Raw genomic sequence first — 14,415 nt, forward strand, 5'->3', positions numbered from 1 at the left:
ACACGATGGCGTAGGCGACCCAGACGATGGTGATCAGAATGTCGATCGGCCATTCCAGTTCGGCGTATTCCTTGGAACTGGTGTAACCCAGTGGCAGGCTGATTGCCGCCAACAGAATTACCAACTGCCAGCCCCAGAAGCAGAACGCGGCGATTTTCGGCGCAAACAGTTTGGTTTGGCAGGTGCGTTGTACCGAGTAGAACGAACTGGCGAACAGGGCGCAGCCGCCGAACGCAAAGATCACTGCGTTGGTGTGCAGCGGGCGCAGACGACCGAAGCTGGTCCAAGGCAAATTGAAGTTGAGTTCGGGCCAGACCAATTGAGCGGCGAGAAAAACCCCGAGCCCCATGCCGACGATGCCCCACACCACCGTCATAATGGCGAATTGGCGGACCACCTTGTAGTTGTAGGCGGTACTGATAGAAGTGTTCATGGTTCCCCATCCACGGTTCAGCCGAAGTGAGTACGCGGGCAAAAAACGCCGCGATTCCTTCGCCTGGAGTTATAGGCAGACTAAAAGCGAGGCAAGCATGGACAAACAGCACAAGGCCAGTATTGACGGGGATCAATGGGCGCAGTGCGTGCTCGATCATGGATGGCTTTGGAATGCGGCCAGTGGCGAGGCTTCGGCGACTTTGATTCTGGCGCATGGGGCGGGTGCGCCGATGGACAGTGGCTGGATGTCGGATATGGCTGGGCGCCTTGCCGGGCTTGGGGTGAACGTGTTGCGCTTTGAGTTTCCTTATATGGCGCAGCGGCGTATCGACGGCAGCAAACGTCCACCGAATCCGGCGCAGAAACTGCTTGAATGCTGGCGCGAAGTGTTCGCTGAAGTGCGACGTCATGTCGCTGGGACTTTGGCCATCGGTGGTAAGTCCATGGGCGGGCGGATGGCCAGTCTTTTGGCGGACGAGTTGGGGGCTGATGCGTTGGTTTGTCTGGGTTATCCGTTTTATGCGGTTGGGAAACCCGAGAAGCCGCGGGTTGAGCATTTGGCTGGGTTGAAGACGCGGACTTTGATTGTGCAGGGGGAGCGGGATGCGCTTGGCAATCGTGAAGCTGTCGAGGCTTACAGCTTGTCACCGAGTATTGAGGTGGCGTGGCTGGCGGCCGGGGATCATGATTTGAAGCCGCTCAAAGCTTCCGGGTTTACGCATGAGCAGCATTTGGCGAGCGCGGCTGAGCGTTTGGCTGGGTTTCTTCGGTGAGGCTTTGTTTTTGGGGGATATCCGTTGCTGCGGTAACGGCCACTTAGGGTTTCGCCCTGACGGCGACTCACTTTTTTTACAAACGCCTAAAAAAAGTAAGCAAAAAAACGCTTGCTCCTACGTGCGGCCCGCTCGCTGAGGCTCGGGGTTCCTTCGCTCCGGGACTCATCCGGGGGGCATCGCCTACGGTTTGCTGCGCTGCACCTCCTCTCGATGTGTTTGGCTGCGCCAAACGGTCGCTGCGCTCCCACCCCCGGATGAATCCCTCCACTCAGCCTTCCGACGTCGCCCGTGGATCAAGGTCAAGATCAAGATCTGCAGACGAGCTAACGCTCATCCTGCGAGTGGTGAAGAGCAAAGCAGAACTTGGCGGCCTGACAGCCGACCAGGCTCTGGCAGGCGTGCGCATTCTTTGTAGGAGCTGCGACACGCTGCGATCTTTTGACTTTGCCTTCCAAGATCAAGAGCTCAGCCGAGCTAACGCTCATCCTGTTGAGTGGTGAAGAGCAAAGCAGACTTGGCGGCCTGACAGCCGACCAGGCTCTGGCAGATATGCGTATTCTTTGTAGGAGCTGCGGCACGCTGCGATCTTTTGACCTTGCTTCATTAAAACAAGATCAAAAGATCGCTGCCTCGTTTCACTCGTGAGCTCCTACAACGGGATGGCGGCGTGGCGTGGGGCTGTTTTGCTTTTGCTTTCTGTAGGAGTGAGCCTGCTCGCGATGGCGGCGTGACAGCCGACCAATCTCCACCGGATGTATGCGGTCCAAATGTGGGAGTGAGCTTGCTCGCGAAAGCGGTGTATCGGCTGTCCATAAACTTAATCCGGTACGCATGTTTAAAGTACACGAACCGTTACGCCATAAAGGCTACAACGCCTTGCGCCGTTACCTACGCGTACGCCAGAATCCGCCGGCTTACACGACTATGGGTCGGGCTATATCGTTTCCCTGTCACTGAAAAACAGTGATCGGGTTTGGTAGCCCGTCTGTAATAGTTGTATGGCAACACCTTATGGGGCTTCTTTTTTGGCTCGGTTTTATGGTGGTCATGCGTGGGGCTCCTTTGCGAGCGCCGGGTTCCTATTGCAGCCGGTCTACCAACCCGCGTATGGCCGCCACCCATCGTTTGGTAGCGAGAGGGTGATGGCTCCTTAAATCTGTAGTAGGAGTTTCATTCATGTTCAAAGCCACACCCAACCCCCCAGACACCAGCTCAATCCCCTACGACCCGTTTCTCGACCCTCAAAAGATCAAAGAGGCGACAGACCGCGCCATCAATTTCTATCTCAATCCCAAGACGCTCAGAGGGTCGATGTACCCCCAAAAGCCCAACAAGATCTTTCTCATCGACCCCACCGTGGATGACGAAACACTCTTGGTCGAAGCCTGCGAATCGTTGTCGTCAGCCAGCGACCTGGCCAGTGAAATCGCAAGCACGCTGGACACCTCACAGCGTAAATCGATGCTGGTGCTGCAACAGCTGATCATGCTCAGCGAACTGGTGGTCAATCGCGTTCTGGATAACCAGCGCGTACCCGACTAATCGCTACGCAGATGAGCGAGGGAGCTTGCTCCCTCCTTCCATTAGAGCCCCTGTGCGGCTCTGAAACGGAGTTCCAGCTGATGACCAAAACCACACCGATTGCGCCAGAGTCTGACCCGGCTTCACCTTACGAATCACTCGATTCGAGAAAGCTCCACGAAGCAGCCGAACGCGCCCTCGACCATTACCTCACGCCTGCGGCCAAAATCATGGCCGCACCTTATTCCCCAAGCAGCATGTTCATGGTCAACCCGCAATCCGATACCGAATCCCTGCTGGCAAATGCCTGCGAATCTCTGGCATCGGCGACGGTCATGCTCGGTGATTTCGCCGGGCTGCTGGAAGGGCCGAACCGCAAGACTTTGCTGGGTATTGCGCAGGTTGTGATGCTGGGGGAGTTGGCGGTGAATCAGGCGTTGGATAACGTTGTTCCGAAGGAATAAGCGCTACTGGTCAAGATCAAAAGATCGCAGCGTTCCGCAGCTCCTACAAGTGATCAGTGCAGGAGCTGCGGAACGCTGCGATCTTTTGATTTTTAGCGGCTAAACCTCAGGAGTGTTGATTTGCGAGCCTATTCAAAGCCCTGCTCACTGAGGGGATTGTCGCCATTAAAACTGGCCTCATCGCGAGCAGGCTCACTCCTACATTGGATCTTTGTCGGGCATATAATCTGTGGCCACCGCAGATCAATGTAGGAGTGAGCCTGCTCGCGATAGCGGTCTGCCGGACACCATCAATTCCAGACAAGCAATAAAAAACCCGGAAGCTCTCGCCATCCGGGTTTTTCGTATCACCAGTTCAATCAGCGGTTAAACCGCTCCACCAACGAGTATTGCGTGTTGGCAGTCTTGGTCAGCTCTTCACTCAGCAGCGCCGAGTTATGCGCCTGTTCCGAGGTCTGATCCGCCAGTTCCGAGATGTTGCTGATGTTGCGGCTGATTTCTTCAGCCACCGCACTTTGCTCTTCGGTCGCGGCAGCGATCTGCGTGGTCATGTCGGTGATGTTGGCCACCGCTTCGCTGATTCCGACCAATGCCTGATCCGCTTCCAGCACTCGCGCCACGCCTTCTTCCGCCTGACGATGCCCGGCTTCCATGGTTTGCACGGCGCTCGAAGCCGTCTGTTGCAACTTGGCGATCAGGGCGTGGATCTGCCCGGTCGATTCGCTGGTGCGTTGCGCCAGTTGACGAACTTCATCGGCCACTACGGCAAAACCGCGGCCCATCTCGCCAGCACGGGCGGCTTCGATGGCGGCGTTGAGCGCCAGCAGGTTGGTCTGGTCGGCGATGCCTTTGATCACGTCGACCACGCCGCCGATTTCGTCGCTGTCCTTGGCCAGTTGGGTCACGGTCAGACCGGTTTCACCGACGACAACGGACAAGCGCTGAATGGCTTCGCGGGTTTCCCCGGCGATGTCGCGACCGCGACCGGTCAGGCGATTGGCTTCCTGAGTGGCGTCGGCGGTGCGCTGCACGTGGCTCGCGACTTCTTGGGTGGTCGCAGCCATCTGGTTGACGGCGGTGGCGACCTGTTCGGTTTCCACGCGCTGACGTTCCAGACCGGTAGAGCTGTTGTGCGCCAGAGCGTCGGACTGTCGGGCCTGATCGGTCAAGTGTTCGGCGGTGTCTTGCAGGCGAGTCAGGCAGGTTTTCAGGCGGGCTTCCTGGCTGAGGATCGACATTTCCAGACGCGCCTGTGCGCCACGGCTGTCGGTGTACATCTGCGCGATCAGCGGGTCGGACGTAGTCTGCTCGGCCAGACGCAGCAGGCGTTTGAGCCCGCGTTGTTGCCATTGCAGACCCATCAGGCCCAGCGGCACCGACAGACCGGCAGCGAGCGCGAAGCCCCAGTGCGAGTTCAGGGTTGCGCCGATCACGAAGCTCAACTGGCTGACCAGAATGAACGGCAGCCAGTCCTGTAGCACCGGCAGCCATTTGTCGCTGGAAGGAATTGCCGACTTGCCTTGGTTGATGCGTTGGTAGAGCGCTTCGGCACGGCGGATCTGTTCGGCGGTGGGTTTGATCCGCACCGACTCGTAACCGACCACCTGTTTGCCGTCGAACACCGGCGTTACATAGGCGTTAACCCAGTAATGATCCCCGGTCTTGCAGCGATTCTTGACAATGCCCATCCATGGCAAGCCTTGTTTCAGTGTGCCCCACATGTGCGAAAACACCGCAGCCTGCACGTCTGTGTGTAGGAACAGGTTGTGCGGCGCACGGATCAGTTCCTCAAGCGAAAACCCGCTGATTTCGACGAAAGCGTCGTTGCAGTAGGTGATCACGCCCTTGGCGTCGGTTGTGGAAATCAACCGTTGCTGAGCGGGGAAAGTCCGTTCGCGTTGTGTGATGGGCTGGTTATTACGCATGATTCTTCAATCCGCAAGGCTTTGAAAGGTTGTCGGCGGTGTCAGGTATTTATTGAAAATATTTTTCAATAATCAGCACGGCGTCGCAAAACGGCCCTTGTTTCAACCCGCCAGCATCGGATAGGTGAACAGGCCGAAGTGCAGCAGATTCAGGCCGAAATGCGTGGCGATTGCCGCGCCGAGTCCGCCAAAACGGTAGGCCAGGCCGTAGCCTATACCCGCCAAGCCAGCCAGCAACACCCAGGTCCATCCCGCCCCGATGTGGGCCAGGCCGAACAGCAAAGACGCGAGCAGCAGCGCAAGGTTCTCGCCATAAGGCAGCTGTTTGAAGGTTCGGCTCAGACCGCCCTGTATATAGCCGCGAAACAGCGCTTCCTCGACCAGCGTCACCAGCAGCAGATTGTTCAGCACCCAGATCCACGACTGATCCGGCCATTTCGGTGCCCAATCGATCATGCCGAGTAGATGCGCACCGCCCAGCGCGAGGATCACGCTCAGGGTCAGCGCGAGGGTCGTGGCGTAAACCGTCAGGCGCAACGAGCGGCGGGCGACGATCCATGGACAGGCCAGTAACAGCCAGAAGCCAATCAGCGGTTTGTCCAGATTCATGTACATCGAAAACGGCACGGAGTTGTCGCTGAAACGCTGCGGATCAATCGCCCGACCGTTATAAAACCCCGGCAACCAATGCAGGGCCAGCGACAGGGCCAGAACGATAAACAGGCCATGCCCGAGATATCGCGCGACCGGGATGGTTTGCTGGCGCACAGCAAAACCGGCGACCAGCAGCAGCCCCACGGAAATCAGTGCGAGCCAGCCGAGGTGGCCGTATGACAGAGCCAGTCCGTAACCAATGGCGAGAAGCCCGAGATAGAGCCATGGCAAAGCCTTCATGTGAATCCTTGTGTTTCAAATGCTCAGGGGAAGGCTTTCTACACGGGCGGGCGGCAGGGGACAAGTAAAGGTGTGGCGGGAAGTCGGGACAGGACGCAAACCTTTAGCCAACATCAGTACCTGTGGGAGCTGGCCAGCGATAGCGGTCTGTCTGACACAACAATGCCCGGCTCCCACAGGGTTAAGCGTGTTCACCAACCCCGCATCCAACCGCAAATCCCTGTAGGAGTGAGCCTGCTCGCGATGGCGACCTATCAGCCGACATTGATGCTGCCTGTCACACCGCCATCGCGAGCAGGCTCACTCCTACATTTGGTTTTTCGACATATGCCAATACTGCGACCGGACACAAAAACTGTGGAAGCGGGCTTGGTGATCGGCAGAAAATCAGTGCAGGTTAAGTCTGGCAGCCGCGCGCTCAGTGATTTGCGTGCGCGTCTTCAACGATGCCGCAGCGCGGTTGCGTGCTTCGTCGAGGACGTGCTGCGACGCAGTGTCCGGGCTACCCGCATTGAACGGTGGAGCCGGAGCATATTCCAGTTGCAACTGCAGCACCTGCGCAGCCTCGGCGCCGATCAATTCGGCGGCCAGCGTCAGGGCAAAATCGATCCCCGCGGTAATCCCGCCACCGCTAAACAGATTACCGTCGCGCACCACGCGATCCTTGACTGCAATCGCGCCCAGCGTCGGCAACAGTTCGTGATACGCCCAATGCGTGGTCGCACGTTTACCCCGAAGCAATCCCGCCGCGCCAAGCACCAGCGACCCAGTACACACCGACGTCACATACTTGGCCTGCGCCGCCTGACGCTTGATGAATTCCAGTGTCTGCTCGTCCTCCATCAGCGGCCCGACGCCGCCGCCACCGGGGATGCAGATCACATCCAGATCGGGGCAATCGTCGAAGGTAATAGTCGGTTTCAGCACCAGACCGGTACTCGCGGTGACCGGCACCAGATCTTTCCAGATCAGATGCACCTGCACGTCCGGCAACGACGCCAGCACGTCATACGGTCCGGTCAGGTCCAGTTGCTGCACCTGTGGAAACAACAGAAAACCGATCTGCAACGCCATGGCTTTTGCTCCATTAAAAGGGGTGGACGGCTTCACTGTAGGCGCGTAGCGTCTGGCGCATACGCCAATAACCCCACGAATTACGCCAAATGCCCAAAGCCATTCACGTACTCGCGTTCGCCAACATGCAGATCCTCGACGTCACCGGCCCGTTGCAGGTTTTCGCCTCGGCCAACGACATCGCCCGCCAGCGCGGACTGCCGATTCCCTACGCGCCAAGCGTGATCGCCAGCGAAGGCGGGGCAGTGATGTCGTCGGCGGGCTTGGCGGTGCTGGCCGAGCCGTTGCCGCAAGAGGCCAGCGACACCTTGATCATCGCTGGAGGCTGGGGCATTTATCCCGCCGCCGAAGATGTGTCGCTGGTGGATTGGGTGCGCGAACACGCCGCGAAATGTCGGCGCGTTGCCTCGGTGTGTACCGGCGCGTTTCTGCTGGCGGCCAGCGGTTGGCTCGACGGGCGCCGCGTCGTTACCCACTGGACCCGCTGCGAACAACTGGCGCAGCAACACCCGAACTTGCAGGTCGAGGCCAATCCGATCTTCATCAACGACGGCCCGGTCTGGACCTCGGCGGGTGTCACCGCTGGTATCGATCTGGCGCTGGCCATGGTCGAAGAAGACCTGGGCAGCGATATCGCGCTGGACGTCGCCCGGCATCTGGTGGTGTTTCTCAAACGCCCGGGCGGGCAATCACAATTCAGCGTGACGCTATCCCTGCAAAATCAAGGCAACCGCTTCGACGAACTGCACGCCTGGATCGCCGAAAACCTCACCTGCGATCTCGGCATCCCGACCCTCGCCGAACAGGCCGGCATGAGCGAACGCAGCTTCGTCCGCCACTACCGCGCCGACACCGGCCAGACCCCGGCGCGGGCCATCGAACTGATCCGCGTCGAAACCGCTCGGCGATTGCTCAGCGACACCGGCCTGCCAGTCAAACGCGTGGCAGCCAACTGCGGGTTTGGCAGCGAAGAGACCTTGCGCCGCAGTTTTCTGCGGGCGATTGGGGTGACGCCGCAGGCTTATCGGGAGCGGTTTTCGGTTGGTGAGGCGGCAGATTAGAAAGCGAGAGTAGAAAGTATTGGAAGAGCGTCATGCCGTTGCCAGCAGGACGCTGAGATTTTGAGGATGAAACTTGAGTCAAACGGGATCTTTTGAGGCGTCAGGCTTGGTTTGCGGGTTCTGCCCAATCAGATTTTTAAGTTCCTGCATATCCTCAACGACAGCGATGCCCCAAACAGCGGTTTCTGCCTTAACGATTTCATGTGCTCGGTCGATAAATGTATACAGAATATTCTCGGCTTCTTTCAGCTGTTCTGATGCGAGTTGATCTTGCGGGTTGTTAGCCAGCCACAATGACCATCCCACCTGGAAGCTTGTCATCAGGTGCTTCAACTCCAGACGCGCAATGACGTACCGAATATGACCTCGGGTATAACCGAAGGATCGATCAGCCAGCATGGCCGCACCAGCGATGGCTAGTGCGGGATACCCCCAGCCCACCAGTCCCTTGAAGCAATCATTGATTCCGCCTAACAAGGGGGCGAGCACACCTATCGTGCCAAACACGATGGCGACCCAGCGCGTTATGGTTGCTCTGGAACTATGTCTTTTTCCGGCCAGTGCGTAGTAATCGACGCTGGTATAAATCAACGCGTTTATTGCCTCGACGATACGCTTGAGGGACTCCTTGTCTTGCTTTGCGCCGTGAATCAGTTTTAGTGCGCCAAGGAATGCCTTAAAAGAATCTGGCTTCAGTAGTTCGTTATCTTGGGTTGTCATGCTGAATACGTTTCATCCCTGTTGGTTTGGCTGTTGGTGGAAGTTGAGTACGTGTAAAAACATGGAAGTGCGGATACGGCTTTTTCTATCCCCACAGCGATTCATGTTTCTGATTGAACTGCTCAAGGCCCAATAGGCGGATGCGCTCCAGCCATTGCTCCGCCTGAGTTCGAGACACTTCATGCGCCTGAGCTGCTTCTCTCAGAAGTGAAAACTCGGTCCGCAACGTGGTTGGCATGATGCCCGGATCGTCGGTATTGACGCAGAATTTGATTGGACCACGTCGCAAGCCGAACAGATTGTGTTTGGCGCCTTTATGCAAAGTGCTTTCGTCAGGTGGGTACCATCTGAAAACAGGATGTTCGCTATGGCATTTCAACCGTGCGATGTAAACGTTAGATGTCGGGTTGGCTTCAATAATCAGTCCGAGGCGGTCGTATCTGTCCAGAAGCCAATCCTGAAGTGCATGCATGAACACAACTTCGTTGGATGTTTCGGTGACGGTAATCAGGTTCAAATCACATTTTGTCCGATAGTGGCTGTCGGACTCATGATCCGATTGACGAATTCGAACCTTGCAAACGACCTGTCTTTGTTGGTCTTGAGGCGCCCAGATGTATTCATTCAAACCGCTTCGACGGCTTGAAAGTACTCGCCAACGCTGTTTATAAAGCGCGACCGCAGGGGATGGATGTTCTTTTGAGTGTCGTTCGAACTCACGTCGGTCAGGCACGGCAATATTGAATTTGGCATCCTCAAAAGGAGCAATGATGTTGCGTGTTACATAGTGGTAACAATTACGGCGCATCCGCCATGCGTCAAAAAGCTGTTCTATTGTCGGAGGAACTTGACCTTCACATAGCCAAGAAAGATATGGAATCAGCCGACGTAAGGTTCGCTCAAGTTTCGGAACAATCTGTGCGGCCAAGTCGAGATGAGGGCTCATTTCGCACGCGTGATGCCAGGCCCAAACCAGATTGTCGACGTGCTCGTCGAGTGGCAAAACTGCTTCACCATGTCGTTCCAGCCACATTTTAGGTTCTACGCCGATTGCAAGGGCGTGTCCGAGCCGATCACCTGCACGCATTTCACAGAACACTACGGTTTCATCAATGTGGCGCATACCCGATAGTGGGTGCGCATAGTCTTCGCCGGCGTGAACGCTCAGGTGCAGACCCGATGATGGCGCTGCCAGAAACGGTTTGCATTGCAGGCCTTGACGCAACCATCTGAGAGCAGGTGCGAACACTTCTGTCTTTACCGCATTTTCGTCACCGGCAACATCCAATCCCCTTATCCAGCGTGCGGGCTGCAAACGACCAGGCCATAGGGTTGAGGTATTGATAAGCTCTTCACGTTCCCACGAGGCATTACTGTTGAGCTTGCTTTCTAGCTTATTGGCCTCAAGCCAAACGTTCGAAGGATTGTCCCGACTGAACTCATCCCGAATCAGATGGATGCAAAAATGCCAGCGTTCAAATGCATTACGCATTGCCAATTGCTTTGCCAAAGGCACTGGTTGAAGTTTGGGAGCGGAATCGAGGCCGATGGCGTTTGCCAGATGGCCCAACCACTGGACGACTGCCTGGGGTGTGAACTGGTGATGGACAACCTTGATTTCAGCCACATCGCCATCACCGTGAAAGATACGCCGCGCGGCGTCGGTGTACTGTTGATCCCATCCCAGATTGCGGCGTGCATGATTGTTGTAAACGTCAACGAAACGGGTCAAACCTTGACCGTCCATCAGAAGTTGGCGACGCATGTGGGTCAATGAGTTGAGCAGATAGAACAGGGCCATGCGCAGTTCGCTGCTGCAGGCCGGGTCCTGATATCGGGTCCAGCACCAGATCACGAACCATAACCATGCCTTGCCAGTATCACCCTTGACCAAAGCACGTGCGATTTTCTGTCGTTGCCAATGCGGATGCAGGACGTCTGCCGGTTCCATCTGTTTTTCAGCAAGCCATCTCCAGTTTATGGCGACGGGAGGTTCTATTTTCCAGCGACTGCCCAAAGTCTCGATGCAGATTTTTCGAACATCTTTGTTCTCAAGTGGAGTAGTACCTATGTCCATTAGCAGTCTTTGCGTCAATCGCTGCAGTGACGGAAGCACCTTGAGCGCCGGTTCGTTCGCCAGTTCCTTGAGTGGTGTACTCAATCCCGACATCAGGACCAGGCCGTCGTAATGAACTCCACCCAAGTGCACATGGTTTTCCGCAAAGGCCTTATCAGTCTGAGCTCTGGGGCTGAAAAACGGTTGTTGAGCCTCGACAATGCGCGACAGGTCATTGCATCCCAGTCTCGGCTGTTCTCTCAAGCGTTTGGCGATCCGCCAGCCAGCCAGCAACGCCGGATCGAGACGTGCAGCGCTTCGCACGTAGGCCTGCACACGGTCATCCCGATATTGAATGACGTCACCGTTTTCGAGAAACAGCTGATCGAACAAACCGTCGAGCATGTCCAGACGTCCGCCTTGGGACTCTAGAAAGAGATTGCGGGGCCAAAGAGTTTCGAGTGCCAGATCCATATCGTTGATACGAAATCGACGCGGGTAATCGGCATCAAGATCCTTGCGCAAATTGCGCAGACAAGTTTCATGAAATGAATCGTGCCGGGTCGGATCACCCAGGTTCGGTGCTGACAACAGTCGCGCGCGCAACGTTTCCGCCAGGGATGTGCTGGAGAAACATGTCGCGCTGGCGAGTTCGAATAGCGACTGGTCGAGCATCAGGCTGGACCTGTCCCAGCAGAGCCTCTTGGTCGAAGTAAAAACTGTTCGTGCATGTATTGAAGGTGGCGCTGAGGCCCCGGATTAACTTTCGCACCACTTATAATTTTATGGAACTCTATTGCAAGTGTTTTGTTGCATCGCTCAAGAACAAGATTTAAGAAGCGTAGCATTGTCGCAGCGTCAAGCGCGTTTATGGATGATTGGTTTTTTAAAGTGATGCCGAGTTCTCTTGCGGTGGCGTTAATGATTTTGTTGAGTTCTGTTGATGGGGTCATGGTTGTGCGTTTTCTTGTCGCCTTTTCGTTAGTTTGATTGTTTTTTGAGCTTTTCTGTTGCGGATGGTCGCGTTGAAGTATTTCCTGTAACAAAGCTCGCAGTGGATGTGACTCTAGTGCGAACGTATATGATCCGGTTTTGAAGTTGTGGTGTTGACCCCGTTCGTTTATTTTTTGAAGAAAAGGCAAGATGTTTTGCCGATAATGCGCGTGCTGTTCGAAGTTTATGCTGGAGCTAGACATGTTGACGTAGGCAATGATTCGCGGCAGGCCAAAGGTTTCACCTTTTTCAAAACTACCGAAGGCGGACCACACTGAGTTGAACATGCGCATTCCCGAGTCTATAATCTCTAACAATGAATAATTGTTCGATTTTTTGTTAGGCGAAAATGCGCTGATTTGATTAAAAGCTCTATTCATAACGTTATAAATCAACCAGCTGTGCGGCACTTGGATGTTGTGCTGGCGACGCCAATTATTTATTTCCGCGGTGAAATCTGAAATGGTTTCCTTGGTTTTTTGATCTCCCTTGACTGCCTCTTCTGTACTTATTTCTTCTTTTTCATCTTCGGATACTTCAAAGGCTTCCGAGAGATTCAGAGTGTTGGTATGAGCCAGTGCTGCCATTGAGTGAAAAGGCGGGCGGTTGATAATATCTGCGATTTCGATTTCCGAAATATCACGAACCAGGCTGGCCACCACCAGTTCAAAAATTCGCCCGTGAAGAACGAGGTTGGCACGTTGGTTGGGTGAATAAAAACTCCAGTGCACTAACAGTTGGCGCGCAAGTTCGGCTTTGCCGTGCAAGGCTTCCGGGGTTTGTACATTCAACGACCAACTCGAGGACGGTTTGATTGGTATTCTTTGACCCTTTTCCGGAATTGGGAAGGACAAAACAGTCGATTCTGGAATTCGCTCAATCCAAGCTTGCGGCACTACCGATGAATAAACTCCAGACCACGATTGTTTTATACCAGCAATGCTTTCGAAGGTTTCGTATTTTTTAACACTTTGTTCCAACGGTTGGAACATGTCGTGAGCCAATACAGATATTTTTTTGCTGTCGCTGTTAGCTGTCAGCCATTTTTCATTAGTGGAAGCAGTGAAGTAGGCCGCTCCTCCTTTTCGGTGATACTGAAAGTAGTCCGAAATCGCCTTATACCACTGCTGGATATAGGGGGTAAAGTCGGCCTTGAATTTTTCCGGAATACCTGCAGTGCTTGCCCCCAAGGCTCGATATGCGCGCTCTTTGCCAGTTCGTATGTCCCGTCGATGTGGTTCGCTACTGAAAGTCGCCTTATTGTATTCTTCTTCAAAATCCTGCACAGCCGTGGCAATGCCCAAAGGCATGAACAGCAAGCGCTTAAGCATCGTTGGAAGTGTCTGAGGTGAAACACTGTTCAAATCCAGGCTTAGATGTTCCTCGAGTGCCGGAATTAGATGCTTGCACCCATTAATAAATTGGGTCATTTCTCGAACTGTTTGCAGCGGAAGTTCTAAGCGGCTATTTTCCTCTCCGTTCACACGTTCGTTCAATAACGCATTGAGCCAATGCTGAAGTGTGGCCAGTGGGAAAATTTTTGAACCGTGGTTCGTCAGGATGATTTTCTGATTTTGCAAATAACTTGTTAATGCAGGCAATTTGATCCTGCGGGGTAATGGCAGGATTTTGCGTTGATACTCTTCTGCTAGATCCCGCGCTCTGGTTTCGGCTTCTTCTTCGATGGCCGCCTTCTGATGCGTCAGCCGCCCATGGAACTCCCGCCAGATAACCTCATCGTATAGGCCTAGATCACCGCTGATCAGTGGCACGACAAACGGCGAGGTCAGGTATTTACGAACAACTTCTATGTTTTCAAATGCCAATTGCAGCGATGTATCGACATCATCAATAGGGAGTACAACCAGCCTTTTTCCAGTCAACGACAACGTTTTTTTGAGCAGAATGTGAACATGCTCAGCCAGAGATTGATTGCCCATGAAAGCTCGAAGTTTGTCGAGGCCGTATTGCTCTTTCTGCTTCTGGATACCTTCCAGTGCCGCGCCCAATTTATGCAATTGTTCGTAAAAAGCTTCGGCCTCTTTTTCCCGGTTCTGCAAGGCGGTGCGTACTGTCTTATCCCGCATCAGCGCGGCGACGATCACGTTGAGCAGAAGGTCATCACCGTTTTCCAGAAGGGTCGGGTCTACCGGTTTAAGGATCAGCAGATCCTTGTCATCTTTGAGATACGTTGCGAGATTCACCAGGACCGAACTTTTACCTGTGCCTCGACCTCCGTCGATGAGGATGGCTTCATGGCTTCGATAATCGTCCAGATCGTCGGACTGGCTGTCGAGGGAAGGAGTTTTGCCAAGGCTGCTTTTCAAATGCTCGACAATCTTTTTATAGACGTCCTGCGCCAACAGATTTTTGGGCGTCGGCTGGTGTGCTTGTTCGCCTTGATCGATTGGCAATTCGATTTCGATGCCGGAGTTCTCGCCCATGTAAAGCATTCCTTGTCATGCGCATAGCGCCTACCCCCACGGGGGAAGGCGA

The 14,415-nt window shown here is 54.8% G+C and carries 11 protein-coding genes; 4 read left to right on the top strand and 7 right to left on the bottom strand.

Annotated elements, in window-relative coordinates; all coding sequences use genetic code 11:
- Positions 1-433: cbb3-type cytochrome c oxidase subunit I (locus ACIOZM_RS05515; protein WP_401210434.1), on the bottom strand; the 433-nt coding region annotated here is incomplete at its 3' end.
- A gap of 97 nt (positions 434-530) precedes the next feature.
- Here ACIOZM_RS05515 and ACIOZM_RS05520 point away from each other — a divergent pair.
- From ACIOZM_RS05520 to ACIOZM_RS05530, 3 genes are all read left to right on the top strand, one after another.
- Positions 531-1,208, top strand: coding sequence for an alpha/beta family hydrolase (locus tag ACIOZM_RS05520; RefSeq protein WP_401210710.1), 678 nt, complete (start codon positions 531-533; stop codon positions 1,206-1,208).
- A 1,179-nt stretch (positions 1,209-2,387) separates the two neighbouring features.
- On the top strand, positions 2,388-2,753 hold the full coding sequence (locus ACIOZM_RS05525; RefSeq protein ID WP_401210436.1) for a DUF6124 family protein: 366 nt from the start codon (positions 2,388-2,390) through the stop codon (positions 2,751-2,753).
- Between the two features lie 80 nt (positions 2,754-2,833).
- Positions 2,834-3,196 (top strand): DUF6124 family protein, encoded by a 363-nt coding sequence (locus ACIOZM_RS05530; RefSeq protein WP_401210439.1) that lies wholly within the window; start codon positions 2,834-2,836, stop codon positions 3,194-3,196.
- 359 nt (positions 3,197-3,555) lie between these two features.
- Here ACIOZM_RS05530 and ACIOZM_RS05535 read toward each other — a convergent pair whose 3' ends face one another.
- The 3 genes from ACIOZM_RS05535 to inhA form a co-directional block, all read right to left on the bottom strand.
- Positions 3,556-5,121: a methyl-accepting chemotaxis protein gene (locus tag ACIOZM_RS05535; RefSeq protein WP_401210441.1), complete on the bottom strand. Its 1,566-nt coding sequence runs from the start codon at positions 5,119-5,121 to the stop codon at positions 3,556-3,558.
- A 102-nt stretch (positions 5,122-5,223) separates the two neighbouring features.
- Complete coding sequence (locus ACIOZM_RS05540; protein WP_401210443.1) at positions 5,224-6,015, bottom strand: type II CAAX prenyl endopeptidase Rce1 family protein; 792 nt, start codon at positions 6,013-6,015, stop codon at positions 5,224-5,226.
- A gap of 387 nt (positions 6,016-6,402) precedes the next feature.
- Positions 6,403-7,089, bottom strand: coding sequence for an isonitrile hydratase (gene inhA, locus ACIOZM_RS05545; RefSeq protein ID WP_401210446.1), 687 nt, complete (start codon positions 7,087-7,089; stop codon positions 6,403-6,405).
- 89 nt (positions 7,090-7,178) lie between these two features.
- On the opposite strand from inhA, the gene ACIOZM_RS05550 reads away from it, so the two are divergent.
- Positions 7,179-8,150: a GlxA family transcriptional regulator gene (locus tag ACIOZM_RS05550; RefSeq protein WP_401210448.1), complete on the top strand. Its 972-nt coding sequence runs from the start codon at positions 7,179-7,181 to the stop codon at positions 8,148-8,150.
- A 78-nt stretch (positions 8,151-8,228) separates the two neighbouring features.
- On the opposite strand, the gene ACIOZM_RS05555 is transcribed toward ACIOZM_RS05550, so the two are convergent.
- The 3 genes from ACIOZM_RS05555 to rdrA form a co-directional block, all read right to left on the bottom strand.
- The gene (locus tag ACIOZM_RS05555; RefSeq protein ID WP_401210450.1) at positions 8,229-8,870 is read right to left on the bottom strand and encodes an SLATT domain-containing protein; all 642 of its coding nucleotides are present in this window, start codon (positions 8,868-8,870) and stop codon (positions 8,229-8,231) included.
- Positions 8,871-8,955: 85 nt separating this feature from the next.
- Positions 8,956-11,601, bottom strand: coding sequence for an antiviral RADAR system adenosine deaminase RdrB (gene rdrB, locus ACIOZM_RS05560; protein ID WP_401210452.1), 2,646 nt, complete (start codon positions 11,599-11,601; stop codon positions 8,956-8,958).
- A complete protein-coding gene (gene rdrA, locus ACIOZM_RS05565; RefSeq protein WP_401210456.1) occupies positions 11,601-14,363 on the bottom strand; it encodes an antiviral RADAR system adenosine triphosphatase RdrA in 2,763 nt (920 codons plus the stop codon). The genes rdrB and rdrA overlap by 1 nt, the downstream gene beginning before the upstream one ends.
- Positions 14,364-14,415 lie beyond the last annotated feature (52 nt).

The organism is Pseudomonas sp. NPDC087346 (assembly GCF_044744235.1).
Lineage (GTDB): Bacteria > Pseudomonadota > Gammaproteobacteria > Pseudomonadales > Pseudomonadaceae > Aquipseudomonas.

Coding starts and splice junctions, on each gene's coding strand:
- ACIOZM_RS05520 (WP_401210710.1), top strand. CDS start 531: ATGGACAAACAGCACAAGGCCAGTATTGACGGGGATCAATGGGCGCAG.
- ACIOZM_RS05525 (WP_401210436.1), top strand. CDS start 2,388: ATGTTCAAAGCCACACCCAACCCCCCAGACACCAGCTCAATCCCCTAC.
- ACIOZM_RS05530 (WP_401210439.1), top strand. CDS start 2,834: ATGACCAAAACCACACCGATTGCGCCAGAGTCTGACCCGGCTTCACCT.
- ACIOZM_RS05535 (WP_401210441.1), bottom strand. CDS start 5,121: ATGCGTAATAACCAGCCCATCACACAACGCGAACGGACTTTCCCCGCT.
- ACIOZM_RS05540 (WP_401210443.1), bottom strand. CDS start 6,015: ATGAAGGCTTTGCCATGGCTCTATCTCGGGCTTCTCGCCATTGGTTAC.
- inhA (WP_401210446.1), bottom strand. CDS start 7,089: ATGGCGTTGCAGATCGGTTTTCTGTTGTTTCCACAGGTGCAGCAACTG.
- ACIOZM_RS05550 (WP_401210448.1), top strand. CDS start 7,179: ATGCCCAAAGCCATTCACGTACTCGCGTTCGCCAACATGCAGATCCTC.
- ACIOZM_RS05555 (WP_401210450.1), bottom strand. CDS start 8,870: ATGACAACCCAAGATAACGAACTACTGAAGCCAGATTCTTTTAAGGCA.
- rdrB (WP_401210452.1), bottom strand. CDS start 11,601: ATGCTCGACCAGTCGCTATTCGAACTCGCCAGCGCGACATGTTTCTCC.
- rdrA (WP_401210456.1), bottom strand. CDS start 14,363: ATGGGCGAGAACTCCGGCATCGAAATCGAATTGCCAATCGATCAAGGC.